This is a genomic window from Reyranella sp., assembly GCF_004297265.1.
Lineage (GTDB): Bacteria > Pseudomonadota > Alphaproteobacteria > Reyranellales > Reyranellaceae > Reyranella.
On the sequence record NZ_SCUT01000052.1, the window covers coordinates 1 to 26,603 of the forward strand.

The 26,603-nt window shown below is 66.7% G+C and carries 27 protein-coding genes and 1 pseudogene; 15 read left to right on the top strand and 13 right to left on the bottom strand.

Translation table 11 applies throughout. From position 1 onward, the window contains the following. Positions 1 to 1,046: pseudogene (locus EPO41_RS23600) on the top strand (hypothetical protein); the annotation flags it as partial. Positions 1,047 to 1,216: 170 nt separating this feature from the next. Next, a complete protein-coding gene (locus tag EPO41_RS23605; RefSeq protein WP_296330658.1) occupies positions 1,217 to 1,366 on the top strand; it encodes a hypothetical protein in 150 nt (49 codons plus the stop codon). A gap of 8 nt (positions 1,367 to 1,374) precedes the next feature. On the opposite strand, the gene EPO41_RS23610 is transcribed toward EPO41_RS23605, so the two are convergent. Genes EPO41_RS23610 through EPO41_RS23620 form a run of 3 tightly spaced genes read right to left on the bottom strand, consistent with a single transcriptional unit; the run spans position 1,375 to position 4,024 of the window. Beyond that, entirely contained in the window at positions 1,375 to 2,781 is a 1,407-nt protein-coding gene (locus EPO41_RS23610; RefSeq protein ID WP_296330661.1) for an amidase, read from the bottom strand. 17 nt (positions 2,782 to 2,798) lie between these two features. After that, on the bottom strand, positions 2,799 to 3,155 hold the full coding sequence (locus EPO41_RS23615) for a VOC family protein (protein WP_296330663.1): 357 nt from the start codon (positions 3,153 to 3,155) through the stop codon (positions 2,799 to 2,801). Beyond that, positions 3,152 to 4,024 (bottom strand): LysR substrate-binding domain-containing protein, encoded by an 873-nt coding sequence (locus tag EPO41_RS23620; RefSeq protein WP_296330666.1) that lies wholly within the window; start codon positions 4,022 to 4,024, stop codon positions 3,152 to 3,154. Before EPO41_RS23620 ends, EPO41_RS23615 begins: the two co-directional genes overlap by 4 nt. 94 nt (positions 4,025 to 4,118) lie before the next feature. Between EPO41_RS23620 and EPO41_RS23625 the strand changes: the two genes are divergently transcribed. Continuing rightward, positions 4,119 to 5,192, top strand: coding sequence for a nitronate monooxygenase (locus EPO41_RS23625; protein ID WP_296330667.1), 1,074 nt, complete (start codon positions 4,119 to 4,121; stop codon positions 5,190 to 5,192). A gap of 11 nt (positions 5,193 to 5,203) precedes the next feature. Here the strand turns inward: EPO41_RS23625 and EPO41_RS23630 are convergent, their stop codons facing one another. Further along, positions 5,204 to 6,184 (bottom strand): LysR family transcriptional regulator, encoded by a 981-nt coding sequence (locus EPO41_RS23630; RefSeq protein WP_296330669.1) that lies wholly within the window; start codon positions 6,182 to 6,184, stop codon positions 5,204 to 5,206. A gap of 78 nt (positions 6,185 to 6,262) precedes the next feature. On the opposite strand from EPO41_RS23630, the gene EPO41_RS23635 reads away from it, so the two are divergent. Both EPO41_RS23635 and EPO41_RS23640 read left to right on the top strand, forming a co-directional pair. Beyond that, a complete protein-coding gene (locus EPO41_RS23635; protein ID WP_296330671.1) occupies positions 6,263 to 7,867 on the top strand; it encodes an arylsulfatase in 1,605 nt (534 codons plus the stop codon). Positions 7,868 to 7,931: 64 nt separating this feature from the next. Further along, positions 7,932 to 8,927 carry a formylglycine-generating enzyme family protein gene (locus EPO41_RS23640; protein WP_296330674.1) on the top strand — a complete coding sequence of 332 codons (996 nt, stop codon included), beginning with the start codon at positions 7,932 to 7,934 and terminating at the stop codon, positions 8,925 to 8,927. Here EPO41_RS23640 and EPO41_RS23645 read toward each other — a convergent pair. Beyond that, a complete protein-coding gene (locus tag EPO41_RS23645) occupies positions 8,908 to 9,501 on the bottom strand; it encodes a TetR/AcrR family transcriptional regulator (RefSeq protein ID WP_296330676.1) in 594 nt (197 codons plus the stop codon). The genes EPO41_RS23640 and EPO41_RS23645 overlap by 20 nt on opposite strands. A 45-nt stretch (positions 9,502 to 9,546) precedes the next feature. On the opposite strand from EPO41_RS23645, the gene EPO41_RS23650 reads away from it, so the two are divergent. Then, complete coding sequence (locus tag EPO41_RS23650; RefSeq protein ID WP_296330677.1) at positions 9,547 to 10,014, top strand: VOC family protein; 468 nt, start codon at positions 9,547 to 9,549, stop codon at positions 10,012 to 10,014. On the opposite strand, the gene cutA is transcribed toward EPO41_RS23650, so the two are convergent. Next, the gene (gene cutA, locus EPO41_RS23655) at positions 10,011 to 10,325 is read right to left on the bottom strand and encodes a divalent-cation tolerance protein CutA (RefSeq protein WP_296330680.1); all 315 of its coding nucleotides are present in this window, start codon (positions 10,323 to 10,325) and stop codon (positions 10,011 to 10,013) included. The two genes, EPO41_RS23650 and cutA, sit on opposite strands and share 4 nt — an antisense overlap. A gap of 124 nt (positions 10,326 to 10,449) precedes the next feature. Between cutA and EPO41_RS23660 the strand changes: the two genes are divergently transcribed. Then, positions 10,450 to 10,902 (top strand): nucleoside deaminase, encoded by a 453-nt coding sequence (locus EPO41_RS23660; protein WP_296330683.1) that lies wholly within the window; start codon positions 10,450 to 10,452, stop codon positions 10,900 to 10,902. Positions 10,903 to 10,939: 37 nt separating this feature from the next. On the opposite strand, the gene EPO41_RS23665 is transcribed toward EPO41_RS23660, so the two are convergent. The 4 genes from EPO41_RS23665 to EPO41_RS23680 are packed head-to-tail and all read right to left on the bottom strand — an operon-like array spanning position 10,940 to position 15,425. Continuing rightward, positions 10,940 to 11,551: a LysE family translocator gene (locus tag EPO41_RS23665; protein WP_296330685.1), complete on the bottom strand. Its 612-nt coding sequence runs from the start codon at positions 11,549 to 11,551 to the stop codon at positions 10,940 to 10,942. Between the two features lie 12 nt (positions 11,552 to 11,563). Beyond that, positions 11,564 to 12,994: a glutamine synthetase family protein gene (locus EPO41_RS23670; protein ID WP_296330688.1), complete on the bottom strand. Its 1,431-nt coding sequence runs from the start codon at positions 12,992 to 12,994 to the stop codon at positions 11,564 to 11,566. A 3-nt stretch (positions 12,995 to 12,997) separates the two neighbouring features. After that, entirely contained in the window at positions 12,998 to 14,329 is a 1,332-nt protein-coding gene (locus tag EPO41_RS23675; protein WP_296330692.1) for an aromatic ring-hydroxylating dioxygenase subunit alpha, read from the bottom strand. 31 nt (positions 14,330 to 14,360) lie between these two features. Then, on the bottom strand, positions 14,361 to 15,425 hold the full coding sequence (locus tag EPO41_RS23680; RefSeq protein ID WP_296330694.1) for an aminoglycoside phosphotransferase: 1,065 nt from the start codon (positions 15,423 to 15,425) through the stop codon (positions 14,361 to 14,363). Positions 15,426 to 15,470: 45 nt separating this feature from the next. Here EPO41_RS23680 and EPO41_RS23685 point away from each other — a divergent pair, with 45 nt between their 5' ends. The 7 genes from EPO41_RS23685 to EPO41_RS23715 all read left to right on the top strand — a co-directional run bounded on the left by EPO41_RS23685 (position 15,471) and on the right by EPO41_RS23715 (position 21,954). Continuing rightward, positions 15,471 to 16,352 (top strand): alpha/beta hydrolase, encoded by an 882-nt coding sequence (locus EPO41_RS23685; RefSeq protein ID WP_296330697.1) that lies wholly within the window; start codon positions 15,471 to 15,473, stop codon positions 16,350 to 16,352. Beyond that, positions 16,349 to 17,368 (top strand): zinc-binding dehydrogenase, encoded by a 1,020-nt coding sequence (locus EPO41_RS23690; RefSeq protein ID WP_296330700.1) that lies wholly within the window; start codon positions 16,349 to 16,351, stop codon positions 17,366 to 17,368. The genes EPO41_RS23685 and EPO41_RS23690 overlap by 4 nt, the downstream gene beginning before the upstream one ends. A 40-nt stretch (positions 17,369 to 17,408) precedes the next feature. Next, positions 17,409 to 18,023, top strand: a complete 615-nt coding sequence (locus tag EPO41_RS23695; RefSeq protein ID WP_296330703.1) for a glutathione S-transferase family protein — start codon at positions 17,409 to 17,411, stop codon at positions 18,021 to 18,023. Between the two features lie 14 nt (positions 18,024 to 18,037). After that, a complete protein-coding gene (locus EPO41_RS23700; protein WP_296330706.1) occupies positions 18,038 to 19,210 on the top strand; it encodes an NEW3 domain-containing protein in 1,173 nt (390 codons plus the stop codon). Between the two features lie 4 nt (positions 19,211 to 19,214). Then, positions 19,215 to 20,153, top strand: coding sequence for an ABC transporter ATP-binding protein (locus tag EPO41_RS23705; RefSeq protein ID WP_296330710.1), 939 nt, complete (start codon positions 19,215 to 19,217; stop codon positions 20,151 to 20,153). 161 nt (positions 20,154 to 20,314) lie between these two features. Further along, complete coding sequence (locus EPO41_RS23710; protein ID WP_296330712.1) at positions 20,315 to 21,295, top strand: ABC transporter permease; 981 nt, start codon at positions 20,315 to 20,317, stop codon at positions 21,293 to 21,295. Further along, positions 21,292 to 21,954 carry a hypothetical protein gene (locus tag EPO41_RS23715; protein ID WP_296330715.1) on the top strand — a complete coding sequence of 221 codons (663 nt, stop codon included), beginning with the start codon at positions 21,292 to 21,294 and terminating at the stop codon, positions 21,952 to 21,954. Before EPO41_RS23710 ends, EPO41_RS23715 begins: the two co-directional genes overlap by 4 nt. On the opposite strand, the gene EPO41_RS23720 is transcribed toward EPO41_RS23715, so the two are convergent. The 3 genes from EPO41_RS23720 to EPO41_RS23730 all read right to left on the bottom strand — a co-directional run bounded on the left by EPO41_RS23720 (position 21,926) and on the right by EPO41_RS23730 (position 25,272). After that, positions 21,926 to 22,639: an RNA pseudouridine synthase gene (locus EPO41_RS23720; RefSeq protein WP_296330717.1), complete on the bottom strand. Its 714-nt coding sequence runs from the start codon at positions 22,637 to 22,639 to the stop codon at positions 21,926 to 21,928. The genes EPO41_RS23715 and EPO41_RS23720 overlap by 29 nt on opposite strands. Next, positions 22,636 to 24,057 (bottom strand): amidase family protein, encoded by a 1,422-nt coding sequence (locus tag EPO41_RS23725; protein ID WP_296330720.1) that lies wholly within the window; start codon positions 24,055 to 24,057, stop codon positions 22,636 to 22,638. The genes EPO41_RS23720 and EPO41_RS23725 overlap by 4 nt, the downstream gene beginning before the upstream one ends. A 78-nt stretch (positions 24,058 to 24,135) precedes the next feature. Beyond that, positions 24,136 to 25,272 carry a fumarylacetoacetate hydrolase family protein gene (locus EPO41_RS23730; protein WP_296330723.1) on the bottom strand — a complete coding sequence of 379 codons (1,137 nt, stop codon included), beginning with the start codon at positions 25,270 to 25,272 and terminating at the stop codon, positions 24,136 to 24,138. Positions 25,273 to 25,331: 59 nt separating this feature from the next. Here EPO41_RS23730 and EPO41_RS23735 point away from each other — a divergent pair, with 59 nt between their 5' ends. After that, the gene (locus tag EPO41_RS23735; protein WP_296330726.1) at positions 25,332 to 26,273 is read left to right on the top strand and encodes a dihydrodipicolinate synthase family protein; all 942 of its coding nucleotides are present in this window, start codon (positions 25,332 to 25,334) and stop codon (positions 26,271 to 26,273) included. The last annotated feature ends 330 nt before the right edge of the window (positions 26,274 to 26,603 follow it).

A 26,603-nucleotide genomic window follows, 5' to 3' on the forward strand; every position in this document is an offset into this window, starting at 1 on the left:
CGGTCAGCGTCTCGGCGATGCGGAGCTGCACGGTGCTCGAATCCTGCAACAGCTTCTCCTGGAACCACGGCAAGTTCATCGTCGTGGACGGACGGGAGGCCATCGTCGGTGGGCACAATCTCTGGACCGAGGATTACCTCACCGACAATCCGGTCCACGATCTCTCCATGCAGGTCCAGGGGCCGGCGGCCGCCAGCGCCTCGCGCTTCGCCGACCGGCTGTGGCGTTACGTCTGTGCCAATCTCGACCATAAGGAGTCGATTTCGCTGGTGAGCTACTCGCCCGGTGAAAGCGAGTTCGGACGGCATTGTCCGGCTGTCCTCGCCCACGGCCGCGCACCCGACGGCATGGGAACCGTCGAGATCATGGGCATCGGCCGGCTGGGCGCCGGCATCACGGAGGATTTCGCCAACCAGAGCGAGCTGGCGCGGGACCTGATGTTCGGCGCCGCCCGGAAAACCATCCGGGTCTCCCAGCAGGACGTCGGGTTCCGGCTCGGACGCTCGGACACGCTCTTTCCGGAAAGCGCTCTCGACCGCATGATCGACCTGATGGAGCGGGGCGGCGATGTCTATGTCGTGCTCTCCAATCCCGGCTCGATCGGCAATGGCGGCAGCCCGTACCACAACGACGTGCCGCTGCAGGCGCTGGCCAAGCGCCTGAAGGACAATCTCCAGAAACGCATCGATACCGCCGATCCTCTGGCACGCTATGCCATCCGCAAGGGGCCGGACCCGGTGAACGCGCTGCTGTGCAGTCGCTTTCACCTCGCGTCCTTTCGCTTCGGTCCCGACGACTCCTGGCCCGGCAACAAGACCATCGCCAACCATTCGAAGCTATGGATGGTCGACGACCGGGTCTTCTATATCGGCTCCGACAACATGTATCCGGTGAACCTGCAGGAGTTCGGCTACATCGTCGGTGATCCCAAGGCGGTCGACACGCTGATCGAGTCCTACTGGAAACCGCTCTGGCAGTGGTCGAGCCGCGTTGCCGTCTCCGGCGAGGGTGTCGAGAAGTGCATCTTCCGCGATATCATCAGGTAGATTTGGGTCAGGCGACCGTGAGGCCGGGCGCCCGTCATGCGGACATTATGAAGAAACAAATGAAGCTACTGATCTCCAGCCTGCTCCTGATGCTCCCGCTCGCCGCTTCGGCAGCACCGGACGATGTAGCCTACTGCAAGGCGCTGGCCGCGACGTAGGAAAACCTCGTCATGAAGAGAGGTGCCGCCCGCGGCGGCATCCAGGCCGGGCTAGAGACCAGCGTGGCACTTGATCAGTGCAAGAACGGCAATCCCGCCGGGATTCCCGTCCTTGAACATAAGTTGCGCGACCTCAAGATCGAGCTGCCGCCGCGCACCTAGGCCGGGTTCTACGCGCCGACGGGATCGATCGGCGTCACGATGCCCTCACATGCTTCGATCACCTCGCCGGCATCGAGGCAGAGATCCTCGCGATTGCGCATCGACATGATCTGGACGCCGGTGCGCAGCTTGCCATGGCTGCCGACCGGCACGGCGAGGCCGGGAAGGCCGAGCAGCGGCGCGATCAGGGCGGAGCGCATCGATTCGAGCACCTCGCGCTGGCCGTCGGGTGTGATGTCGGCCACCTGCTTGGGCGGCAGGTCGCACAGGGTTGGGAAGATGACCAGCGGCCATTGCTGGAAGAAGGTCATCCAGCGGAAGGCCAGCGCCTCGCGCTCCGTCAGAGCCGCGACATAGGTCGCGAGATCGACCGGCTTGTGGATGGACAGCCAGGCCTGCATGGAGGTGATGCCGTCTGGATCACCCATCTTCTGCATCGTGGGCCAGAGGCCGCCGAACACGTCGGTGACGCAGATCTGGTGCCACAGCTCGACGGCGCGCTCGATGTCGGGCGGCAGCACTTCCTCGACGACGTAGCCGGCGCCGCGGAGATGCTTGCCGGCCAGCCGCACGGCCTCGACCTGGGCGGGATGGCTCTTGCCGCCCGGCACTTCGGGCACGATCGCCACCTTGATGGGCCGGGCAGGGGCGGGTCCGCGCATCGGCACGTCGTTCCAGCGCCAGTCGCGCCGGTCGCCGCGCGCCATCGCTTCGAGGGCAAGGCGGGCGTCTCGCACCGTGCGGGTATGGGGACCCTGGGTTGCCATCAGGACCGCGCCGATGGGGCGGCCCGCGGCAACGCCCGTCGGATTGAAGGCGGGGATGCGGGCGAAGCCGGTGCGGAGGCCGACGACGCCGTTGCAGTAGGCGGGAATGCGCACCGACCCGCCGATATCGTTGCCATGCGCGATGGCGCCGATGCCGGTCGCCGTGGCCGCGCCAGCTCCGCCGCTCGAGCCGCCCGGCGTCACGCCGGGATCGCGTGGATTCAGGGTGCGGCCATGCAGGGCGTTGTCGGTGAATATGCGCATCGAGAAGGCCGGCGCATTGGTGCGACCGACGATGATCGCCCCGGCGTGCTTCAGGTTGGCGACGACCGGGCTGTCTTCCTGCGCGATCAGGTCCTTCAGCGGGATGACGCCGTTGTCGGTGGGCAGGCCCGCCTGGTCGACGTTGATCTTGGTCGTGACCGGGACGCCATGCAGCGGGGGCAGGGCATGGCCGCGCGCGCGGGCTGCATCGGCGGTCTCGGCCTCGGCACGGGCTTCGCTCTCCAGCACGCGCACCACGGCGTTGATGGCGGGATTGACCTTGTGCAGGCGGCCCAGGACGGAATCGACCGCCTCCCGCGCCGAAGCCTGTCCTGTGCGAATCAGGCGCGCCAAGTCGGTCGCGTCGTACTGCCAAAGCTCCATGATGTCCTCGCTGAACGCTACTTCGTTTCCGTGCCGAAGAAGATCATGTTGCCGTCGATGTCTGCAATGGCGAAGTCGCGCAGTCCGTAATCCTGGTCCTTCGGGGAATTGAGGATCCTGGCGCCGCGTCGCACGAGATCGGCATGCACCGCATCGACATCGTCGACGAAGATGCTGACGGCACCATGGCCGGGCGGGCGAGGTGCCTGCGCCGCAGCGACCAGGTGCAGGGAGACCTCGCCAGAGCACAGGCCGACATAGAAGGTCGGCGTGCCGTACTCGAAGGCGATGTCGAAACCGACGCAGTCGCGATAGTAGGCGAGGCTCGCCCTGGCATCCTGGACCGTGAAGATCGTGGTGCTGCCGCGCATCATCTCGGTTGCCCCCTTGTCACGTGTTTCTGGAAGGCCATCAGGGCGCTGGAGGAAAGCATGTCACGGCGGCGGATGAAGACGGTCTCGACCCGCGCCTCAGCGGCGGGCAGGCGATGCACGCGGATCTGCCCGCCGCGCCATGCGGGGCCGATCAGGGCGCGGGGCATCAGCGTTATGCCGAGCCCGGCGGCGACGGCGCCCAGGATCGCCTCCAGCGTGCCGAACTCCAGCCGCCGGAGGCCCACGACTCCGCGCCGCGCGAGCAGTTCCTCCAGCCGTTGCCGGTACGAACAGCCGGCCCGCAGGATCACGAGGCGCAGGTCGGGCTGCTGCAACACTGCCGCCAGGGACGATTCGGCCGGGCCGCTGAGCAGGGCCAGTTCTTCCTTGAAGGCCGGCGCCGCAATGAGTTGCGGATGCGAGACAGGTCCGCAGACGAAAGCGCCTTCCAGCTCTCGGTCCAGCACCCTCTCGACCATTTCCGCCGTCGTGCCGGTCCGCAGCACGAAGTCGACCCCGGGATGGGCCTGCACATAGGAGGCGAGCAGGGGCGATAGGCGGAGGGCTGCCGTCGTCTCCAGCGAGCCGACGGTGAGGGTGCCGCGCGGTGCGCCGTCGTCTCGGGCGGCCCTGCCGGCTTCGTCGAGCAGCGCGTCGACGCGGGTGGCGTAGGGCATCAGCCGCTCGCCGGCCGGCGTCAGACGGGCGCCGGCCCGGCTGCGCTCGAACAGCGAGACGCCCAGGGCCTCCTCCAGTCGACGCACGCGCTGCGTGACGTTGGACTGGACGGTGTTCAGCTCGCGCGCGGCGCGGCCCATGCCGCCCAGGCGCGCGACCGCTTCGAAGGTGGCAAGGTCCTTGGCATCCATTCCATCAGAATATCAGATGATGGCGATTAGTATAAATCGCTGATTGGAATGTCCGCGCCTGGCCTAGACTTCGGAAGCAACAAGGAGAACAGCCATGCAATGGCAGGACCGCCGCCTTCTCGACCTCTTCGGGATCGAGCATCCCATCCTCCAGGCGCCGATGGCCGGCGTGACCTCGCCGCAAATGGCGATCGCGACGTCCGAAGCTGGCGCGCTGGGTTCCATTGCCGGCGCGATGCTGACCGTGGACGGCCTGCGCCAGGAATTCCAGATGGTGAAGCAGGGAACGTCCCGGCCGTTCAACGTGAACTTCTTTGTCCACAAGCCGCCGGCGGTGGATGCTGCGCGCGACGCGGCTTGGCGTGGGAGGTTGGCAGGCTATTACGGCGAACTCGGCGTGGCGCCGGATGCGAAGGGACCGTCACGAGCGGCCTTCGACGGAGCAGCCTGCGAACTGGTGCTGGAGTTCAAGCCCAGGGTCGCCAGCTTTCACTTCGGCCTGCCCGACAAGTCTCTGATGCAGCGCCTGAAAGCGGCCGGCATCCTGGTCATCGCCTCGGCGACGACGGTAGAGGAGGCGCGCTGGCTGGAGGCCGAGGGCGCCGATGCAGTGATCGCGCAGGGCGCCGAGGCCGGCGGCCATCGCGGCATGTTCCTCACCGATGACGTCACGCGTCAGCCGGGAACGATGGCGCTGGTACCCCAGGTCGTGGACGCGGTGACGGTGCCGGTGATCGCTGCCGGCGGCATCGGCGACGGACGCGGAATCGCGGCAGCCCTGGCGCTCGGTGCGGCCGGTGCTCAGATCGGCACGGCCTTCATGCTCACGCCGGAAGCCAAGACGGTGCCCCTGCATCGCGCGGCGCTCAAGAAGGCCAGCGACGGCAGCACGACACTCACCAACGTCTTCACCGGACGTCCTGCGCGAGGCATCGTGAACCGTATCGTGAGCGAACTCGGGCCCGTGAGCCCGGATGCGCCGTCGTTCCCGCTGGCTGCCGAAGCGACCCAGCCGCTGCGCGGGCCGGCCGAAGCCAGGGGTTCCACCGACTTCACGCCGCTGTGGAGCGGGCAGGCGCCGACCCTGGCGCGGGAGATGCCGGCCGGCGAACTGGTGAAGACGATGGTGCGTGAGACTGAGGCCGCTCTCAGCCGCGTACGCGGATGACGGCGCCGGCATCAGGCGCCGACGGATGGTCGTCGGGTCCGTCGTGATGCTGCGGGCGACTCCACGGCCTGCGCGTTGCGCACGTGTTTCCGAATCAGCTTGATGAATGCGCGCGCCGCCGGCAGCAGCGTCCGCTCTCTCTTCCAGGCCACGCCCATTTCGGCCGAGGGCAGCTTCTTCATCCAGGGCAGATGCAGCAGCGCGAAACGACCGGCGGCGATGCCCTTGGCGATCTGTGTCGGATGGCCAAGACTGATCGCGTCCGTTGCAGCCACGATGTCAATGGCGCTGCGGAAGGACGACACGGCGATCGACGGCAGAACGCCACCGCCCCGCTCGTCAATCTTCATGCCACTGTCGAAGTCGGCGATGAAGGAGATGCGCGATAAGGATATGCCCGGCATTACGAACGGGTAATTGCGCAGGTCGTCGGGCACAGGATCGGGTTTCATCAGCAGCGGATGGCCGGCGCGGCAGAAGTAGACGCCCTGAAGGACACCCAGACTCTCGACGCGGAGCGACGGCATGTCCCGCAACGCAAGAATGTCGGCCACGGCGAAGTCCGCCTGGTCGGACATCAGTGACGACAGGGCGGCCGTCCATTCGCGCTCCAGGATTTCGAGACGAATCGAGGGATTGGCCACGATGAGTTCGATCGCTGCGGGCTGAACCGCGATATCGTCGATGTAGGCGCCGGCAACCACGCGCAGCCGCCCGCCGCGGCCGTCCCGCACGAGCTCGAGACGATTGGAGAGGGCCTCGGAACGCACGATGAGCTCCTCGGCCATCCGGAGCGTATCCTCGCCGGCCGGCGTCGCCATCACGTCACGATTTGACCGCTCGAACAGCCTCATGCCGAGCTGCCTCTCCAGAGCGGCGATGTTCCGGCTGAGGGTCGGCTGGCTGATGTCGAGTGCCGCGGCAGCCTGTCCGAAGTGCCGATGCCTCGCGAGCACGACGGCGTAGTGCAGCAACTTCAGATCGAGGTTCATTCCAAAACTGTATCGTTCGCCGTGTTGTTTTGCATCGTCCCCGAGAGCAGATTCCCTGAATCATCAGGAGGAGGAACCATGGCCAAGAAGAGAATGGGCCGCCTGCTCTCGGCGGCAGCGCTGTTCGTCGGGCTCGCCGGCGGGGTGGTCCCGGTCCAAGCCCAGGTCCCGGCGAAACCCAACATCCTGGTCATCTTCGGCGACGACATCGGCTACTGGAACATCAGCGCCTACAACCGTGGCATGATGGGTTACCGCACCCCAAACATCGACCGCATCGCCCGCGAAGGCGCGATCTTCACCGACTATTACGGCCAGCAGTCCTGCACGGCCGGTCGCGCGGCCTTCATCACCGGCCAGTCACCGATCCGCACTGGCTTGCTGAAGGTCGGCCTGCCGGGCGCACCGGAAGGCCTGTCCGAGAAGGACCCGACGATCGCCGATCTGCTCAAAGGGCAGGGCTACATGACCGGCCAGTTCGGCAAGAACCATCTGGGCGATCGCAACGAGTTCCTGCCCACGGTGCACGGCTTCGACGAGTTCTTCGGCAACCTCTATCACCTCAACGCCGAGGAGGAGCCCGAGAACATCGACTATCCGAAGGATCCGACCTTCAAGGCGAAGTACGGGCCGCGCGGCGTGCTGAAATGCGTCGCCACCGCCACCGAGACGCCGGGCGAGGATCCGCGCTTCGGGAAGTGGGGCAAGCAGAAGTGCGAGGATACCGGGCCGCTCACCAAGAAGCGGATGGAGACGGTCGACGAGGAATTCCTCGGCGCCTCGCTCGACTTCATGGATCGCGCCAAGCGCGAGCAGAAGCCGTTCTTCGCCTGGGTGAACTCCACCCGCATGCATATCTGGACGCATCTCAAGCCGTCGTCCGAGGGCAAGACCGGACTGGGTGTCGTGGCCGACGGGATGGTCGAGCATGACGGCCAGGTCGGGCAGCTCCTGAAGAAGCTCGATGATCTCGGAATCACACAGAATACCATCGTCGTCTACACGACCGACAACGGCGCCGAAGTCATGAGCTGGCCGGACGGCGGCACGACGCCGTTCCGCGGCGAGAAGAACACCAACTGGGAGGGTGGTTACCGCGTCCCGGCGATGGTGCGCTGGCCGGGGCTGGTCCGCCCGGGCACGGAAATCAACGAGGTGTTCTCGGCGGAGGACTGGCTGCTGACGCTGACCGCGGCAGCCGGAGAGGGCGACCTCAGGCAGCGTCTTGTTCAAGGAGCGAACTTCAATGGCAAGCCGTTCAAGGTCCACCTCGATGGTTACGACCAGCGTGAACTCCTGAAGAACGGTACGGGCAGCGCCCGCAAGGAGTTCTTCTACTGGACGGACGATGGTGGCCTGGCCGGGCTGCGCTACGACAAGTGGAAGCTGGCCTTCATGGAGCAGCGCAAGCACGGCTTCGACGTGTGGCAGGACCCGATGGTGACCCTGCGCGTGCCGAAGCTGTTCGACCTCAAGGCCGATCCGTTCGAGCGCGCCGACCATGAGGGCATGGGCTATGGGCGCTGGCGCATCGATCGCATCTACCTGCTGGTGCCGGCGCAGGGCTACGTCACCAACTTCATCAAGACGCTGGTTGACTTCCCGCCGCGCCAGAAGCCCGGCTCGTTCAATCTCGAAGGCGTGTTGAACAAGCTCACCTCTCCGCCGCAGGGCGCAAACTGACCGCGCGAACTCGGTCGGCAGGGCCCTTGGCCCTTCGACCGGAAGCGGCGATAAGGAAGGCGCCATGGGAAACCACAGCGCACCCGACCCGACGGCCGGCATGATCCGCATCCCCGGCGGGACTTTCCGCATGGGATCGGACAGACACTATCCGGAAGAGGCGCCGACCCACACGGTCACGGTCGGCGGTTTCTGGATCGATGCAACGCCGGTGACCAACGCGCAGTTCAAGGCCTTCGTCCAGGCGACTGGGTACGTCACCTGGGCCGAGATCGATCCCGATCCCAGGGACTATCCCGGCGCGCGGCCCGGGATGCTGAAGGCGGGTGGCCTGGTCTTCACGCCGCCCTCGAAGCCCGTCGATCTTGCGGACTGGAGCCAGTGGTGGCGCTTCACCTTCGGAGCGACGTGGCGCCGGCCCTACGGCAAGGGCAGCCATATTGGCGGTCTCGATGACCATCCCGTGGTACAGGTCGCGTTCCGCGACGCCGAGGCCTATGCGAAATGGGCCGGCAAGGAGCTTCCCACCGAAGCCGAGTGGGAGTTTGCCGCACGCGGCGGCCTCGACGGGGCGGAGTTCGCCTGGGGCGACGAACTCACCCCCGGCGGCCAGCACATGGCCAACACCTGGCAGGGCGCCTTCCCGCATGAGAACACGCGTGCCGACGGCTACGCACGGACCTCTCCCGTGAAGGCCTATCCGGCTAACGGCTACGGCGTGCACGACATGATCGGCAACGTCTGGGAATGGACCGCCGACTGGTATGCCGCGCAACACGCGCCCGATGCCGGCAAGGCCTGCTGCGTGCCCGAAAGCCCGCGTGGCCCGACGCTCGAGCAGAGCTACGATTCGCGCGACCGGGTGCGGATTCCGCGCAAGGTACTGAAGGGCGGCTCGCATCTCTGCGCGCCCAGCTATTGCAAGCGCTATCGGCCCGCCGCGCGCCATGCCGAGCAGATCGACACCACCACCAGCCATGTCGGATTCCGCTGCATCGTGCGAAGTGGCCCCGCCGGCGGCGCCGTGCCCGATCCGGATTTCAGCCGCGCGCGCGAATGACCGTATCGAACAGCCTGTCGACGAAGTCGCGCGTGATCGGCGCGTGGCCCATCAGCAGGCGATAGAAAAGCGGCCCGAAGATCAGGTCGAGCGTCAGGTCCATGTCCGCGGGCGCTTCGATTTCCTTGCTGGTGATGCAGCGCTCCAGGAGTGCCCGCGTTGCGTCTCGGTTGCGGGCGATGAATTCGTTGCGGAAGGCCTTGGCGAGTTCGGTCTCGGACTGCGCCGCCGCGACCATGGCGGCGACGCTGCGGCCCGCGGGCGCGGCGAAGGCGTCGGCCAGCGCATGGAGCTGTTCGCGCAGAGCCGCGAGCGGGTTTCCCGGCGACCGCGCGGCCTCAGCGGCACCGGTCGCTTCCAGGAACGCCGCCATCGCGACGGCGGGCGCGTTCGGCCAGTAGCGGTAGATGGTCGGACGGCTGACGCCGGAATTCTGCGCGATCGCTTCGATCGTCACGGACGTGAGGCCGCCACGGGTGAGCAGAGCGCGCGCCGCCGCGAGGATCGCCGCGCGGGTGCGCGGATCGCGGGGGCGGCCGCGCGCTGGAACGGGAGGGGGTGCTTGACGGGTCATCTATTTACGTTACGATACATAACGTAATGTAACACAGGTGATGCCATGACCGCAAAGAGCGCGCCTTCGAGCCAGACCGTGCGGGCCCACATGACGGTGCACGACGCAAAGGCCGCGATCGATTTCTACGCGAAGGCCTTCGGGGCGGTGGAACTGTTCCGACTGGTCGAGCCGGCGGGCCGGGTTGGGCATGCCGAGATCCGCATCGGCGACACGGTGCTGATGATGAACGACGAATATCCCGACTTTGGTGCGCGGAGCCCGGGCGCCATCGGCGGGTCTCCCGTGGCCTTCCACATCGCGGTGTCCGACGCCGACAAGGCCGTCGAGAGGGCTGTGGCGGCCGGGGCCACCGTGGTGCGGCCGGTTCAGGACCAGTTCTATGGCGATCGTTCCGGCATGGTTGCGTGTCCCTTCGGCTATCGCTGGTTCCTCGCCGCGTCGCGGGAAGTCGTGAGCCCGGAGGAGATGCAGAAGCGCTGGACGAAGATGCTGGAGGGCGGCCAGGGCTAAGCCGCGACGCTCTCCTCGATCCAGGCGGCATAGGCCGGGGCGACGTGCATCATCGGGAAGGCGTGGATCGCCGGAACTTCGTAGGGATGCAGGTCGAGGATCGCGCGCTCGACCGCGGAATAGTGTTCGTCGAGCGTCTTGAAGAGGATGCGGTATTCCTTGCCCGTCTCGATCGCGCCCTTCCAGCTGTAGACACTCTCGATCCGGGAGATCTGGGCACAGGCGGCTAGCTTCGCTTCCACGATCGCCCGCGCGAGCGTCCGGGCATCCTTGCGGCTGGCGACGGTGGTGACGACGGCGATGGCGGTCATGGCGTTATCTTCCGGTCCCGGCGTTACGCTTGTTGGGCGGGCTGACGTACACTGAGAGAAGCACTGGGTAGACCATTTTCCGCTCCGGCGGAAAGGGTGCAGCGGGACGCAGGCGGAGAAATCGATGGTGAGTGCGGCGGAGTTGGAACTGTTCGAGACGGCGCTGGCCGAGGCGCAGCAGGGTTTCGACGAGAAGGGGATCCCCATCGGTTCGATCCTCGTCGAAAACGGTCGCATCGTCGGCCGCGGTCACAACAAGCGCGTCCAGGAGGGCGATGCCATCGCCCATGGCGAGATGGATTGCCTGCGCCAGGCCGGCCGCCGCCGCAGTTATCGCAAAACGACACTGTTCACGACGCTCAGCCCCTGCATGATGTGCTCGGGCACCATCGTGCAGTTCAAGATCCCGAGGGTGGTGATCGGCGAGAACCAGACCTTCGGCGGCAACGAGGACTTCCTGCGCTCCCGTGGCGTCGAGGTCGTCGTCCTGAACGACCTGCGCTGCGTCAGCCTGATGAAGCGCTTCCAGGACGAGTATCCCGACATCTGGGCCGAGGATATCGGCGAGGACGGCTGAGCCTCAGAACAGGGAGGTTACTCGCGTCGCGGCTCCATCAGCGCTCGGTGAGGGCGAGCCTGGCGCCCAACAGAACGAAGGCGCCGGCGAAGGTGCGGCGCATCCACGTCATGACGGACGGCCGCGAAATCACATGGTCGCGCATCGCGGCGGCGAACAGGCCGTACGCCGCGAAGACCACGAAGGTCATCAGCATGAAGACGGCGCTGAGCATCAGCATATGGGGCAAGGGCTGCGCTTCGTCCGTGCTCACGAACTGCGGCAGGAACGCCAGGAAGAAGATCGAGAGCTTCGGATTGAGAAGGTTGATCAGGATGGCTTCGATCGTCACCTGCACGAAGCTCCGTGCATCGCTCTGGCGGCCGACGCTCAACGCGCCGCGCTCGCGCAGGGTACTCCAGGCCATGTAGAGAAGATAGGCGACGCCCAGATACTTGACGGTTTCGAAGGCCACTGCGCTGGCGTGCAGCAGGGCTGCCAGGCCGAGGATTGCCGCCGCCAGGTGAGGAACGCAGCCGAGCGTGCAGCCGAAGGCCGCCACGACACTGGCGCGCGAGCCGCGTGAGAGTCCCGCCGCCAGCGTGTAGAGGGCGCCGGTGCCGGGCGATGCGACGATGATGAAGGACGTGATCAGGAATTCGAGGCTCACGGGACGGCTCCCTCAGAAAAGCGAGAAATACTCGCGCTGCTCCCAGTCGCTGACCTCGAGCTCGAAGCGGTCGATCTCGGCTTGCTTCAGGCGCAGATAGTAGTCGACGAAGAAGTCGCCCAGGCCGGCGCGCAGGACCTGGCTCTCCTCGAGCGCGGCCAGCGCTTCGCGGAGCGACCGCGGCAGCAGCGGGGCCTTCGTCTCGTAAGGCTTGTCGGCCGAAGGACCGGGATCGAGGCTGCGCTCCATCCCGTCGAGGCCGCAGACGATCTGGCTCGCCATGTAGAGGTAGGGATTGGCGGCGGGCTCGCCGACGCGGTTTTCGAGATGGGTTGCGGGATCGCCCGGACCGCCCAGCACCCGCACCATCACGCCGCGATTGTCGCGGCCCCAGATGGCGCGGTCGGGCGCCAGCGAGAAGGGTCGATAGCGCTTGTAGCCGTTGAGCGTCGGCGTGCTGAACGCTGCCGCGGCGCGCGCGTGTTCCAACAGGCCAGCCATGTAATGGCGGCCGGTCGCGGATAAAGTCTCGGCGCCATCGGCGAAGGCGTTGGCGTGCGTCTTCCGGTCGGTCAGCGACTGGTGCAGGTGCCAGCCGCTCGACATCACGTTGGCGAGCTTCGGCCGGCACATGAAGGAGGCGTGAAAGCCGTTGCGCTGGGCGATCTGCTTGGTGGCGCTGCGGAACAACACCATCGTGTCGGCGGGATCGAGGCCGGTGCCGGTGCGGAAGGTGAACTCGACCTGGCTGGGGCCGAACTCCACTTCGAGCGTGCGCAACGGCAGGCCGAGATCGACGAGGTTGGTGCGCAGGATCTCTAGGATCGGGTCCATCTCGTCGTAGCGCTGCTCGGTCAGGTACTGGTAGCCTTGGTTGAGCAGCGACACCTCGGGCGGCTCGCCCGGCTGCCCGGCATCGCCGGTGCCGAGCCGGGCCTTCTCCAGCTTGAACAGATGGAACTCGACTTCGAGGCCGGCGACGAAATCGTAGCCGCGATCCGTCAGCGTCGAGAGGGTCCTACGCAGCACCTGGCGCGTGCAGAGCGGCATCGGCCGGCCGTCGGCAAAGTAGATGTCGCACAGCATCCAGCCGGAATGCGGCGCCCAGGGGAGCGCGCGGAAGGTCGTCGGATCGGGCAGCATGACCACGTCCGCGGCACCTTCGAGCTCCTTCATGCCGAAGCCGCCACCCGGCTGCCAGACCGGGAACACCGTGCGGTGCGACGTGTCCTTCAGCAGCATGGTGGTGGTGAAGCCGACACCGTTCTTCAGGGCGGCGTCGACTTCGGAGGCCACCAGCGTCTTGCCGCGCAGGATGCCGTGCTGGTCGGCGAAGGCCAGCCGTACGACCGACATATCGCCGGCCTTCATGCGTCGCTCGGCCTCGCGCGTCGCGGCCTTGCGGTCCTCGGTCCAGAGGCCCGCGCGTTCGACCAGCGTCATGGGCTACGCGACCAGCGGTGGAACGGTGTCGGCCGCCCAGCTCGAGGAGCGGCGGCGGCGCACGTCGACATCCTTCCAGTAGGCTTCCCACCCTTCGGTCGGACCCATGCCGTCGATCGCGACGGGGCCGCGGATCGCGGCGGCGCGCTGTGGGTCGAGCCACATGATCGGGCGCTCGCCGTTGCCGACCTGGCCGATCGCCGAGAGCAGCATGCGCCGGTAGGCGACGATCGCCTTGTCGGTGGTGCCGAGATGCTCGCGCGTGCGGTCCTGGATGCGGCCCTGGCTCTCGACCGCCCACTGATCGTGGACGTTGATGTCGAAGCCCATGCCGGTGAAGGTCTGGCTCTTCTGTTCGGCGACGTTGTAGCCGTAGTCGTTGTGGCGGCCGATCAGCGGCCGGTAGTCGGGGAGCTGGTAGAGCTTCAGCCGCTGCTCGCGCATCGCGGCATGGTCGACGGGCTTACCGAAGCTGGTGAAGATCGCGTACCAGTAACAGCTCGTATCGTCGATCGGCACGTGCCATTGCGTGATCGTCATCTCCGCGCTCATCGGGATCACGAAGGCGTAGGGGAAGACGAGGTTGGTCACCCGGACATGGGTGTGCTTCTCGTTGAGCTTGCGCAGCGCGAACAGGCGCAGGCCGTAGTCGGTTGCCTCGACGTCGAGCCTGGGCCGCGGGAACTCGCGCAGCAGGCGGGTCATCGGGATGTCGGAATCGGCGGAGGCGGAACGGAACTGTTTGCCGTAGGCAGCGCCGGTATCCTCGTCCTCGTAGAAGCGGTGCAGGTAGGAGGCGTGGGCGGGATCGATGCCGACCTCCAGCGCCTGCAGCCAGTTGCATTCGATCAGGCCCTTGAAGGCGAAGGCGTGGGTGCCGGGTGCGAGGAAGCAGTCGAAGTCAGGGAAGGCGGGGGCCTCTCCCTCGCCCAGATAGGCGAAGACGATGCCGTTCTTCACGACGACCGGATAGGAGCGCTGACGCACCCTCTGGCAGAGCACGCTGCCTTCGGGTTCCGCCGGCGTTTCGAGGCACTTGCCGTCGACGTCGAACAGCCAGCCGTGGAACAGGCAGCGCAGGCCGCCATCCTCGAGGCGGCCGAAGGCGAGGTCGGCGCCTCGATGCGGGCAGTCGCGGTCGAGCAGACCGTGCCGGCCGCGCTCGTCGCGAAACAGTACGAAATCCTGTCCCAGCACGCGCACCGGCTTGGCCGGCCGCTCGGCGGGCAACTCGTCGGCGAGGGCCACCGGATGCCAGTAGTGGCGCATCAGGGCGCCGCACCGGGTGCCCGGACCGACGCGGGTCATCAGCTCGTTCTGCTCGGGGCTCATCATGCGCAAAGTCTCGCGCAAATGCCCTTATCTGTCACGCGGACAGCAACTCGCGGCAGTCGAGATCGGCAGCGGCCAGATGAATCCGCTCGAGATGGTTCCACCAGATCACGGGCGGAATTCCGGCGGACTGCATCCAGATCGGCCGAGTGGTCGCCCAGAGGACGCACAGCCGGTAGTCGTCTTGCAGGGAAGACCGGTCGTACCCCGTCACGCCGCGTTCGGTCAGTTCGGCGTGGAAGCAATCAAGCAGATGGCCTTCCACCCGCTGGCGCAAGTCTGGATACCAGTGCATGGCCATCATGTAGGCAAGATCCTCGGCGCCGATCGTCGGCCGCCACGCATCCCAGTCGAACAGTCTCACCGTGTCCAATGAGCTGTCGCGCGGCAGGAAGCAGTTCCAGGTATGGGAGTCGCCCTGCACGAGCGTCACGTTGCGACGGGTGCGGTAGCGTTGGAGCAGACGGGGCGCCTGGTCGAACAGCCGGTCGTAGAGAGCACGACGCTCTGTCGACAGCCGGTCGCCCAGCAGGTCGGCGAACTTCGCGTAGGAGCCGGTGAGGTTCTTTAGCCAATCCTCGACGGCCTTCGGCTCGGGCCACGCGCCGACGGTTACACCAAGGCGCGGATCATCCCACCACGCGGCCTGGAAGCGGGCATGGGCGCGAACGATCGCCTCGCTTTGCCCGAGGGTCGGCGGCAGTGGCCATGGCGTGGCAATCATGTGCGAACCGGTCAGGTCTTCGAGCAGCAGGTGCCATTTGCCGCTTGCCGCATCGTGATGCGCCTCGAAGCAGCGGAGCAGCAGGCCCGTCGGCGTTGCCGGGGCGACGGTGGTGTAGAAGGCGACTTCCTTGCGGCCGCTTTCCCAAGCCGCGCCGGGTCGGTTCGGCAGGTCAGTCTTGAAGATGATCGATGCCGGCGCATCGACAGCGTCGCCTTCGTAGGTGAGGCGCAGGCGTTGGACGAGGGACAGCAGAGTGGGGAATTGCTTGTCGGCGGCAACGGCGGAGACGCGACCGCGATCCAGCGCACCGCAGCGGCGGAGTATCTCAGTCAGGTGGTCGGCACTGGCCGCTTCGGGCGTCGGGAGCGTCATTGTCCTCCATTGTGCCGGAGCGACCGCAGCCGGTAAATTGACGGGATGAACACATTGAATGGCATGCCCGGTCCCACCTCCCGGGTCTTCTTCTCACAGCGTCTGCGTCTGCACTATGTCGACTGGGGCAACCCCGAGGCGCCACCGCTTCTGCTGGTCCACGGCGGCCGCGACCATTGCAGGAATTGGGACTGGGTCGCACAGGCTCTGCGCAAGGACTGGCACATCATCTGTCCGGACCTGCGCGGGCACGGCGACAGCCAATGGTCGCCGGACGGGAACTACTCGATGGGGGCCTACATCTACGACCTGGCACAACTCATCCACCAGCAAGGGCTGGCGCCAGTGACCATCGTGGCGCATTCGCTGGGCGGCAACATTTGCCTGCGCTACTCCGGCGTCTATCCCGACAAGGTGCGCAAGCTTGTGGCCATCGAAGGCCTGGGACCGTCGCCCAAGGTCATTGCCGAGCGCAAGAAGCCGATGGACGTGCGCATGCGCGAATGGATCGACGAGCAGCGCAAGCTGTCGGGGCGCGGGCCGCGCAAGTACCCGACCATCGAGGACGCCTTCAAGCGCATGCAGGAGGAGAACAAGCATCTCTCCGCCGAGCAGGCACGGCATCTCACGCAGCAGGGCGTCAACCAGAACGAGGACGGCACCTACAGCTGGAAGTTCGACAACTACGTCCGTGCCTGGCCGCCGTATGACATGACCTACGAGGATATCGAGCATCTGTGGGCGCAGATCACCTGTCCGACCCTGCTGGTCTACGGCAAGGAGAGCTGGGCCTCCAACCCGGAGACGGACGGCCGCATCAAGCACTTCAAGACCGCGAAGGTCGTCGAGTTCGAGCGCGCCGGTCACTGGGTGCAGCATGACCGGCTCGACGATTTCGTGGCGACGACGCGGGAGTTCATCAAGTGAGGGCGGCGGTCCTGCGCGGCGGCGAGATGCTCGTCGCCGAGGTGCCGGAGCCGGTACCGGCGGCCGGGCAGGTGCTGGTGAGGACGCTGTGTTGCGGCATCTGCGGCTCGGACCTGCATTATGCCAAACACGCGCCGCACATGGTCGAGCTGTCGAAGCGCATTCCCGGGCGGCAGCCGCTCGACCTGTCGCGCGACATCGTGTTCGGCCATGAATTCTGTGGCGAGGTGCTGGACTACGGACCCGGAACCGAGCGCAAACTGAAGCCCGGCACGCTCGTCTGTTCGATGCCGGTGATCCCGCAGGCGGACGGCCACCGAACCGTCGGCTACTCGAACGATTTCCCGGGCGGCTATGCCGAGCGGATGGTGCTGGCCGCGCCGCTCCTGCTCGAAGTGCCCAACGGCCTGCCGGCCGACCACGCTGCGCTCACCGAACCGCTCGCCGTCGGCATCCACGCGGTCGAGAAGGCGGCGCTGCAGGAGAACGACGCGCCGCTGGTCGTGGGCTGTGGTCCGGTCGGGCTCGCCGTCATCGTCGGGCTGCGCCTCAAGGGCATTCATCCGATCATTGCGGCCGACTTCTCGCCCAAGCGGCGCGAGCTGGCGGCGAAGATGGGCGCCGATATCGTGGTCGATCCGAAGGTCGAGTCCGCCTATGCGAAGCTCGTCCCCGGCAAGCGTGCCGTGGTCTTCGAATGCGTCGGCGTGCCCGGTCTGCTGCAGCAGGTCTTCGAGGCGGCCCCTCGCGACGCGCGCATCGTCGTGGCCGGCGTGTGCATGGAGCCCGACCGCATCGAGCCGCTTTTCGGAATCGTGAAGGAACTCTCGATCCAGTTCGTGCTGGGCTACACCCCGGAAGAGTTCGCGCGCTGCCTTCGCCTGCTGGCGGAGGGCAAGGTGGACGCCGAGGCGCTGATCACCGGCAAGGTGGGCCTCGACGGCGTGAGGGCTGCGTTCGCCGAACTCGGCAATCCGGAGAACCACACCAAGATTCTCGTGGAGCCGTGGCGCTGACTTTGATAGCGCTGCAGGACATCGAGGGAGGAAAAGAAAAGTGAAATTCTATAATTCGGTCGGCCCCAACCCGCATATGGTCCGGATGTTCATGGCCGAGAAGGGCTTCGACGTGCCGAAGGTCGAGGTCGACCTGCGCGGTGGCGAGAACCGGCGCGAGCCCTTCCTCAAGCTCAATCCGTCGGGGCAGTGTCCCGCGCTCGAACTCGACGACGGCACCGTGCTGGCCGAGATCACCGCGATCTGCGAGTACATCGACGAGATCAAGAAGGACACGCCGTCGCTGATGGGCGACACGCCGGAGGAGCGCGCCAACACCCGCATGTGGGTGCGTCGCATCGATCTCAACATCCTCGAACCCGCACTCGCCGGCTTCCGCTTCTCGCAGGGGCTGAAGTTCTTTCAGGACCGTGTCCATTGCATTCCAGAGGCAGCCGACGGCCTGAAGGAAGCGGCAAGGAAGAAGCTGGTCTGGCTCGACGGGCTGATGGGCTCGAAGCCCTTCGTTGCCGGCGACAAGCTCACCATGGCCGACATCCTGCTGTTCACGTTCCTCGAGTTCCTGGCCAAGGTCGGCCAGCCGCTCGACCCCGCGAACAGGAACCTGACGGCTTGGATGGAGCGCATGAAGGCCCGGCCGAGCGCCACGGCCTGATCGGAACGGCGGGTATGTCCACGATGCGCGTCCTTCTGGCTCTTCTGGTCCTTCTTCTCCTGCCAGTTGCCGGCGCGCACGCCCAGGGCGATCCGCCGGGGGTGAAGGGGTTGTTCCTGCTGACCGACTATCCCTCGCAGACCGTGCGGGCGGGCGAGGTCACGACGATCCGCGTGAAGGTGAACAATGCGGGGCTGGTGCCGCAGCCCCTGGCGCTGGCGCTGAACGGCGTCCCGGCCGGTTGGAAGATCGACCTGCTCGGTGCCGGCCGGCCGGTGGCCTCGGTGATGGTTGGCGTCAACCAGGACGTCACCGTTCAGCTTCGCGTCGAGGTGCCCAAGGACGCGCCGCCCAGCCCGCACAACGTCGTGCTGACGGCCAGGGGGCCGCTGGGACAGCAGGCCAGCCTGCCGCTCACGCTCACCGTCGGCACCGAGGCGCCGGCCAGGCTCAGCCTGAAGTCGCGGCTGCCGTCGCTGCGTGGCACGCCCCGCTCGGCCTTCGAATACACGCTGACGGTCGGCAACGACTCGGGCAAGGACCTGACCGTGGCGCTGGCGGCGCAGGGGCCGGCCAACTTCCAGAGCACCTTCACCGAAGGCTTCGGTTCCAACGAGATCAGCTCGATTCCGGTCGAGGCCGGCCAGACCAAGGACATCAAGCTCAGGGTCACGCCGCCGCGCGACGTGAGGGCCGGCGACTATCCCGTACTGGTCAAGGTCACGGCCGAGGGCGCCACCGCCGAGTTGCGCGTCACCTTGCAGGTAAGCGGGCAGGGCAAGCTCGCTCTCTCGACCCGGGACGGACGCCTGAGCGGCGAGGCCGAGATCGGCAGGACCTCGACCTACACGCTGGTCCTCAACAACGACGGCACCGCGCCGGTCGACGAGATCGAGCTGTCGGGCACGGTGCCGGCCAACTGGAAGATCGAGTTCGATCCGAAGTCGATCGCTTCCATTGCGCCCAACGACAAGAAAGAGGTGCAGGTCCTGGTGACGCCGGCCGACAAGGCGGTGGCCGGCGACTATATGGCATCGTTCCGCGCCAGCGCCCGCGGCGAGCAGGCTTCGGCCGACTTCCGGATCACCGTCACGACCTCGACCCTGTGGGGAATCGCGGGCATCGGCATCATCGCGGTGGCGCTTCTGGTACTGCTGGGCGCGGTCGCGCGGTTCGGCCGCCGCTAGAGAGATGGCCGACACCGTCATCGAGGCGCGCGGACTGACCAAGATCTATGGCAATCACCGCGCCGTGGATGCGATCGACTTCAGCATCCGGCGTGGCGAGATCTTCGGTCTGCTGGGGCCGAACGGGGCGGGCAAGACGACGACCATCCTGATGATGCTGGGCCTGACCGAGACGAGCGGCGGATCGGTCGACGTACTGGGCTTCGATCCGGTGCGCCAGCCGCTCGAGGTCAAGCGCCGGGTCGGCTACCTGCCCGATGCCGTGGGCTTCTACGATCACCTGACGGCGCGCGAGAACCTGCGTTACACCGCGCGCCTGCTCGGCCTGCCGCGCCGTGAGGCCGAGACGCGCATCGCCGAGGCCATGGAGAGCGTGAAACTCGCCGACGTGCTCGACCGGCGGGTCGCCACCTTCTCGCGCGGCATGCGCCAGCGGCTGGGCATCGCCGAGATCGTGATGAAGAAGGCCGAGGTCGCCATCCTCGACGAGCCGACCTCCGGCCTCGACCCGCACTCGACCTTCGAGTTGCTGGAGATGATCCGAGGCTTGAAACGCGCAGGCGTCGCCGTGCTGCTGTCGTCGCACCTGCTCGACCGCGTGCAAAGTGTCTGCGACCGTGTGGCCCTGTTCAGCAAGGGACGGATCGCGCTGATGGGCACGGTGGTCGAACTGGCCAACCAGGTGCTGGGCGCCGGCCATCCGATCCTGGTCGAGGCCGCAGGCGGCGACATCGCCGGTATCTTGCGCGGCATCGAAGGCGTGCGGAGCGTCGTGCCGGAGGGCGAGGGTGCCTGGCGCGTCGTAGCCGATCGCGACGTGAGGGCCGCCGTCGCGCATCGTATCGTGACCGTGGGCGGCGCACTCACACGTCTTGCCGACCTGCAGCCCAGCCTCGAAGAGGTCTATACGCGCTATTTCGAGGGGGCACGTCGTGCCGCTTAGGGTCCTTCCGGGCAGACTGGAATCACACCCCCAACCTCATGCTGAGGAGCGCTCCGCAGGAGCGCGTCTCGAAGCATGGGCAAGAGCACCGCGCTTGTTGCCCATCCTTCGAGACGGCGCTTCGCGCCTCCTCAGGATGAGGTGGTGTGCTTGAGGGCCGGATGGGTTCGAGAGCGCCACTCGCCGTACGCCGCCAGGGCTCGCCGTTCACCGGGATCGGTCCCGTGTTCATGAAGGAGCTCGCCGATCACCTGAGCAGCGTGCGCATGCTGGTGCTGACGCTCTTTGTCATCGCCTTCGGCGCCTTTCCCGTGGCCTCTTCCCTGCAGACGCTGCGGACGGTCGTCGACCCGAATTCCTTCCTGTTCCTGCGCATCTTCACGCTGGAGCCGGAGCAGGTCGGCATCTCCTTCGTCGCGGCGCTCAACTTCGTCATTCCGCTGATGGCGATCGGGCTGGGTTTCGATTCGGTGAACAGCGAGTTCAACCGACGTACCCTCAGCCGTGTCCTGTCGCAGCCGATCTATCGTGACGCGCTGCTGCTGGGGAAATTCCTGGCGGGGCTCGCGACCTTCGCGGTGGCGCTCGTGGCACTGTGGCTGATGGTGTTCGGGGCCGGTCTGCTGCTGCTCGGCGTGCCGCCGCGCGGGGTCGAGGTGGCGCGTGGCCTCGGGTTCCTGGTCGTCGCCATCGCCTATGGCGGCGTCTGGCTCGCGATCTCGATGCTGTTCTCGGTGGTCTTCCGCTCGACCGCGACCTCGGCGCTCTGCGCGCTCGGCCTCTGGCTGTTCTTCTTCCTGTTGTGGCCGCAGCTTGCCTCTGCGATCGTCTCCGGCGTAGCGCCCGGCGAGATTCGCAGCCTGGAGGACTATGCGGCCCTCCAAGACCTCGCCATGGGCCTGATGCGCCTGTCGCCGGGCACCCTGTTCAGCGAGGCCGTGCTGGGTCTCCTCAGCCCCGAGACACGGACCCTGGGCCCGATGCTGCCGGCCCAGATGCGCGGCGCCATCATGGGCGCGCCACTGCCGTTCGACCAGAGCCTGCTCTTGATCTGGCCGCAAATCACCGGTCTCATCGCCGGCATGATCGTGGTCTTCGCCGCCGCCTACGTCGTCTTCCAGCGCGAGGAAGTGCGCGCGTGAAGGATTGGACCGTTGCGGCGGCCCTCAACAACGCGCGCTGGTGCGATGCGGTCTGCCGCGCGCACGGCCATGCCGGGCGCCTGCTGCCGCACATGTGGGTGAACGCGGCCGTCGTGCCGCGCTTCTATCCCAACGCCGTCACCCTGGCGGTCGGCGACACGGCGATCGAGGAGCAGCTCACCACCGTCGAGATCCTGCAGAAGTCGAACCTGCCCGGCCGCTGGTCGGTGAAGGACAGTTTCAGCACGCTCGACCTGTCGCGCCGCGGTTTCGAGTTGCTGTTCGAGGCTCAATGGATCCGCGGCGGCATGCCGGCCGCAGGGCCCGAAACGGACATCGTCTGGCAGCGTGAGGAGAAGGGCGGGGAAGGGCTGCCGTTCGACGATCCCGGCTTCGCGATGTTTAAGGGGTGGCGCGGCTTCAAGGTCGTGGCCGGCTTCATGCTCTATCGCGCCGAGGAGGTGGTCGGCGTTTCCAACGTCGTCGCCGAGGCGGCCGATGCGCCGGCGGTCTGGCGGTCGCTCACCCTGCTGGCGGCGCAGACATTTCCACGCCTTCCACTGGTCGGCTACGAGTCCGGCCGCGAACTCGAGGCCGCCGTGAAGTCGGGATTCGAGGCCGGCGACAGGCTCAGGGTGTGGGTGACGGCCCGGGACTGAAGCCACAGGCCTTCAGCGCGGCCAGCATATGCGCGGGCGGCGGCGCGGTGACGACGATCGGCGGCTTGCTCTTCGACAGCGGCAGCACGATGCCGTGCGATTGCAAATGGAGCTGGCTGTCGGGCAGGGCGCGGCCATAGAGCCGGTCGGCGATGACCGGGCAGCCGGCGGCGGCGCAGTGGACGCGGATCTGGTGGGTGCGGCCGGTCTCGGGCTTCAGCTCCAGCCAGGTCATGCCGGGAGCGCGCCCCAGGACCTTGTACCGCGTCACCGAGGGTTGGCCCTTGTCGGAGACCTTCACCGACCAGCCGCTGCGAGTATTCACCTTGAGCAGCGGCATATCGAAGACGCCCTCGTCGGCCGGTGGCGAGCCCTCGACCACGGCCCAGTAAGTCTTCTCGGTATCGCGGCCGGAGAACAGGCGTCCGAGCTTGGCCAGCGCCTTGGGATGGCGGCCCAGCGCCAGCACGCCCGCCGTGTCGGCATCGAGCCGGTGGGCGAGCGCCGGCGGCCGCGGCAGGCCATAGCGAAGATCGTCGAAGCACTCTTCGAGGTTGGGCGCGCCGCTCGGCCCCGCATGCACGGCGAGGCCTGCCGGCTTGTCGATCACCAGGATCAGCCCGTCGCGATGCAGCACGCGCGCCTGGATCTGCTCGGCCGTCAGCGGCGGCGGGCGCCTTTTCAAAGGTCGGGCCATCGGTCGAGCCAGTTTTCGCTCGCCTCGTAGAGCGCGGCAGCGCGTAGCACCGAGGCCTCGTCTCGGAAGCGGCCGACGATCTGCAGGCTGGTCGGCAGGCCCTCCGAATCGTAGCCGTTGCAGATCGAGAGGGCAGGGTGGCCGGTGATGTTGAACGGCATCGTGTAGGGGAACCAGTTGCGCCGCAGCTCGCCCGCCTCGACGCCGTCGATGGTGATGGGATCGAACAGGTCCTGCTCGATCGGCAACGCCGTGCGCGAGACGGTCGGCGTCACCAGGAAGTCGGCCTTCTCGAACCAGCCCTGGACCATGCGGAAGAGATCGGCGCGCTGGAACATGGCGCGCTGGTAGTCCGCGCCGGACCAGTCCGCGGCCTCGGCCACTTGGCGCACCAGCGAAGGCGTCATGCGGTTGCCGTCGCGGCGGATCATCTCGTCGAAGCGAGCCTTCCACGTGGTGTGGTTGATCACCTTCCAGGCCGTTCCCATGTCGGGCAACGTGTCCGTGAGCTCGACCAGATGGGCGCCCAGCTCACGCAGCCGTACGAGCGATTGCTCGAAGGCCGCGCGCACGTCCCTGGCGACGATCGTGTTGCCGAGCGTGACGCTGTAGAGGACGCGCTTGCCATTGAGATCGCCCTCGACGCGGGCGGCGGCGAGATAGTCCTGCGGCTCGATGCCGATCGACCAGGGATCGGACGGATGCGGTCCGGCCATGGCCTGCAGCATCAGGGCGGTGTCCATCACCGTGCGGGTCATCGGCGTCACGTAGGTGTAGTTGCCGAAGGCGTCGGCCACCTGGCTGTGCGGGATGACGCCGTTGCTCTGCTTCAGCCCGACCATGCCGTTGATCGCGGCGGGAATGCGCGTCGAGCCGCCGCCGTCCGTGGCGATGCCGATCGGCCCGATGCCCGCCGCAACCGCGACCGCCGCGCCGCCGCTGGAGCCGCCCGACGTGTGCTTTGCACTCCAGGCGTTGCGCGTGCGGCCGAACAGCGGCGCATCGGTCAGGGCCTTGTGGCCGAACTCCGGCGTCGTGGTCTTGCCGAACAGGATGCCGCCGGCCGCCTTCGTCCTCGCCGCGCACACCGCGTCTTCCTTCGGCACGTTGTTCTCGTAGAGCAGCGACCCGAAGGTGGTACGCACGCCGGCCGTGTTCACGAGATCCTTGGCGGCGAAGGGGATTCCATGCAGCAGGCCGAGCGGCTTGCCCTTCATGACAGCCTCCTCGGCTGCCTTGGCCGCGGCGCGCGCCTGGTCGGGCACCAGCGTCACGAAGCAGTTCAGCACCGGCTGCAGCTTTTCCGCACGCGCCAGCACGGCATCGGTCAATTCGACGGGCGAGATCTTCCTGGCGGCGATCTGCTCGCGCAATTCGGACGCAGGCATGCGGGTGAGGTCGGTCATTGTCTTCCTTGGCTCGCTACCCAAGAACCCCATCCTGAGGAGGTCCGCAGGATGAGGTATTCATTGTGGTCACGGTTATTACCGCAGCAACCCTCGTGCCGCGAGGTTGCGCATGAGGGCTCCGGTACCGAACGTCCACGGCGCGATCTTGTCGCAATGGGCCACCTTGTTGGTCAGCGTGCCGAGCCTGGGCGAGCTGATCGAGACCAAGTCGCCCACCATGTGCGTGAAGCCGGTGCCGCCGGGCTTGCGCGGCTCGGTCGGCGCGAACAGCGTGCCGGTCATCAGCGCCATGCCGTCGGGATATTGATGCGCGCTCATCGCCTGGGCCACGAGATCGGTGGGATCGCGGCTGATCTTCGAGAGATCACTCGACCCGCGCAGGCGGAACTGGTCGGGGCCGGTCACTTCGAGGTCGACCTTGGCCTTGCGCACGTCGTCGAGCGAGAAGGTGTCGTCGAACAGGCGGATGAAGGGGCCGAGTGCACAGGAGCCGTTGTTGTCCTTGGCGATGCCCAGCAGAAGCGCGCTGCGGCCCTCGATGTCGCGCAGGTTCACGTCGTTGCCCAGGGTCGCACCGACGATCTTTCCCTTGGCGCTGACGATCAGCGTCACCTCGGGCTCGGGATTGTTCCAGTCGGAGTCCGGCCGGATGCCGATCTCGGCGCCGTAGCCGACCGCGGCCATCGGCGGCGCCTTGGTGAAGATCTCGGCATAGGGGCCGATGCCGACTTCGAGATAGGGCGACCAGGCGCCGCGCGCCATCAGCGTCTTCTTCAGCGCCTCGGCCTCCGGTGAGCCCGGCTTGATGGCGCTCACGTCGGCGCCGATGATCGAGTTCAGCTCGCCGCGGACCTGTTCGGCGCGGGCAGGGTCACCCTTGGCATGTTCCTCGATCAGCCGCTCCAGCAGGCTGACGGCGAAGGTGACGCCGGCGGCCTTGAGCGCCTGAAGGTCGACCGGCGCCAGCAGGTCGCCGACGAGGTCCTGGAGCGCGCCGATCCGCTCGCCCGGCGTGTTGCGCGCGAGGCCCGTCGGATCGGGCGCGTTGCAGAGATCGGCCATCGTCGGCACGGTCGCCGAGAGATCGAATACGCCGTCGCCCCGGATCGCGACGACGGAGGGCCCCGCCGGATGGCCAGCCCGCCAGACGCGGCCGACGAGCGTGCCGGCCGTGCCGTCCTCGGGCAGGATTTCGCTGAGATATGGTGACACTGGACGTCTCCGGCGCTTCGTTGCAGAAAAGGCGCGCCATTCCCGGGAGAAATAAGATCATGGCCGAAGCACGGATCAAAGGCGTTCTTTCGCCCGTCGTCACGCCCTTCAAGCGCGACCTGTCGCCCGATGTCGGCCGCTTCATCGCCCACTGCAAGTGGCTGATCAGCCAGGATTGCGGCCTAGCGGTCTTCGGCACCAACTCGGAAGCCAATTCGCTTTCGGCGAAGGAGCGGATGAACCTGCTCGAAGCCGTCGTCGCCTCGGGCGTGCCGACCGCGCGCATGATGCCCGGCACCGGCGCCTGCTCGATCACCGAGGCGGCCGAAGTCAGCGCCCATGCAGTGAAGCTCGGCGTCGGCGGCGTGCTGATGCTGCCGCCGTTCTACTACAAGGGGGTTCCGGAAGAGGGGCTGTTCCGCTTCTACTCGGAAGTCGTGCAGCGGGTCGGTGACGATCGCCTGCGCGTCTATCTCTATCACATCCCGCCGGTCTCGGCCGTGCCGATCACGCACAAGCTGGTCGAACGGCTGATGAAGGCCTATCCGAAGCAGATCGCCGGCATGAAGGATTCGTCGGACGACTGGCCCCACACCAAGAGCATGATCGAGGCCTTCGCCAAGGACGGCTTCGACGTCTTCTCCGGCAACGAGAAGCCGATCCTGGAGAACCTCAAGGCCGGCGGCGTCGGCTGCATCAGCGCCACGGCCAACATCAACCCGGGCAAGATCGCCGAGACCATCAAGGCCTACGGCACGCCGGAAGGCGACAAGCTGCAGGCCTGGATCAACGAGGTCCGCGGCGTCATGCAGGGCTATGTGATGATCCCGGCGCTGAAATACGTGATCGCGCACTACGGCAGCGACCCGCACTGGAACCCGGTCCGCCCGCCGCTGGTCGAGATCGACGAGAAGACCGGCCGCGACATGATCGAGAAGCTCGACAAGCTCGGCTTCACCATGCCCGGCCTCAAGCAGGCGATGGCGGTCGCGGCGGAGTGACGAGTCGGCTGTCGGATGAGGGCGATCAGTGCCCTCCTTGACGGAGTCGCTTCTCTGGTGGAGCGATTGCTGCCGGGGCGCGTGACGAGATTCAGCGTGTCGATATCGCTCGCTGCCGCAGTCGCGTTGATCATCTATGCGGTCAACTCCGTCAAACTCGCGAGATGGCTTTAAGCCTCGCGTTTTGGCGAGCGTTGACAGAGTTGCATTGGAGAGCCTATAAAATCTCGATGCTCAAGACCCTGTCCCACAACGCTTGGTATTTTACGCCCCTTACATAGGCGGCGCGAAGGGTCATGACTCAACGAAGCCGCCGCATCCCGGCGGCTT

What these genes read in the sequence shown, in the direction of transcription:
- EPO41_RS23620 (WP_296330666.1), bottom strand. Translation starts at nt 4,024, where the DNA reads ATGGATGCCAAGGACCTTGCCACCTTCGAAGCGGTCGCGCGCCTGGGC.
- EPO41_RS23710 (WP_296330712.1), top strand. Translation starts at nt 20,315, where the DNA reads ATGGGTTCGAGAGCGCCACTCGCCGTACGCCGCCAGGGCTCGCCGTTC.
- EPO41_RS23640 (WP_296330674.1), top strand. Translation starts at nt 7,932, where the DNA reads ATGGGAAACCACAGCGCACCCGACCCGACGGCCGGCATGATCCGCATC.
- EPO41_RS23700 (WP_296330706.1), top strand. Translation starts at nt 18,038, where the DNA reads ATGTCCACGATGCGCGTCCTTCTGGCTCTTCTGGTCCTTCTTCTCCTG.
- EPO41_RS23670 (WP_296330688.1), bottom strand. Translation starts at nt 12,994, where the DNA reads ATGACGCTGGTCGAACGCGCGGGCCTCTGGACCGAGGACCGCAAGGCC.
- EPO41_RS23615 (WP_296330663.1), bottom strand. Translation starts at nt 3,155, where the DNA reads ATGATGCGCGGCAGCACCACGATCTTCACGGTCCAGGATGCCAGGGCG.
- EPO41_RS23680 (WP_296330694.1), bottom strand. Translation starts at nt 15,425, where the DNA reads ATGACGCTCCCGACGCCCGAAGCGGCCAGTGCCGACCACCTGACTGAG.
- EPO41_RS23705 (WP_296330710.1), top strand. Translation starts at nt 19,215, where the DNA reads ATGGCCGACACCGTCATCGAGGCGCGCGGACTGACCAAGATCTATGGC.
- EPO41_RS23645 (WP_296330676.1), bottom strand. Translation starts at nt 9,501, where the DNA reads ATGACCCGTCAAGCACCCCCTCCCGTTCCAGCGCGCGGCCGCCCCCGC.
- EPO41_RS23725 (WP_296330720.1), bottom strand. Translation starts at nt 24,057, where the DNA reads ATGACCGACCTCACCCGCATGCCTGCGTCCGAATTGCGCGAGCAGATC.
- EPO41_RS23635 (WP_296330671.1), top strand. Translation starts at nt 6,263, where the DNA reads ATGGCCAAGAAGAGAATGGGCCGCCTGCTCTCGGCGGCAGCGCTGTTC.
- EPO41_RS23735 (WP_296330726.1), top strand. Translation starts at nt 25,332, where the DNA reads ATGGCCGAAGCACGGATCAAAGGCGTTCTTTCGCCCGTCGTCACGCCC.
- EPO41_RS23605 (WP_296330658.1), top strand. Translation starts at nt 1,217, where the DNA reads ATGAAGAGAGGTGCCGCCCGCGGCGGCATCCAGGCCGGGCTAGAGACC.
- EPO41_RS23625 (WP_296330667.1), top strand. Translation starts at nt 4,119, where the DNA reads ATGCAATGGCAGGACCGCCGCCTTCTCGACCTCTTCGGGATCGAGCAT.
- cutA (WP_296330680.1), bottom strand. Translation starts at nt 10,325, where the DNA reads ATGACCGCCATCGCCGTCGTCACCACCGTCGCCAGCCGCAAGGATGCC.
- EPO41_RS23630 (WP_296330669.1), bottom strand. Translation starts at nt 6,184, where the DNA reads ATGAACCTCGATCTGAAGTTGCTGCACTACGCCGTCGTGCTCGCGAGG.
- EPO41_RS23610 (WP_296330661.1), bottom strand. Translation starts at nt 2,781, where the DNA reads ATGGAGCTTTGGCAGTACGACGCGACCGACTTGGCGCGCCTGATTCGC.
- EPO41_RS23675 (WP_296330692.1), bottom strand. Translation starts at nt 14,329, where the DNA reads ATGATGAGCCCCGAGCAGAACGAGCTGATGACCCGCGTCGGTCCGGGC.
- EPO41_RS23685 (WP_296330697.1), top strand. Translation starts at nt 15,471, where the DNA reads ATGAACACATTGAATGGCATGCCCGGTCCCACCTCCCGGGTCTTCTTC.
- EPO41_RS23650 (WP_296330677.1), top strand. Translation starts at nt 9,547, where the DNA reads ATGACCGCAAAGAGCGCGCCTTCGAGCCAGACCGTGCGGGCCCACATG.
- EPO41_RS23660 (WP_296330683.1), top strand. Translation starts at nt 10,450, where the DNA reads ATGGTGAGTGCGGCGGAGTTGGAACTGTTCGAGACGGCGCTGGCCGAG.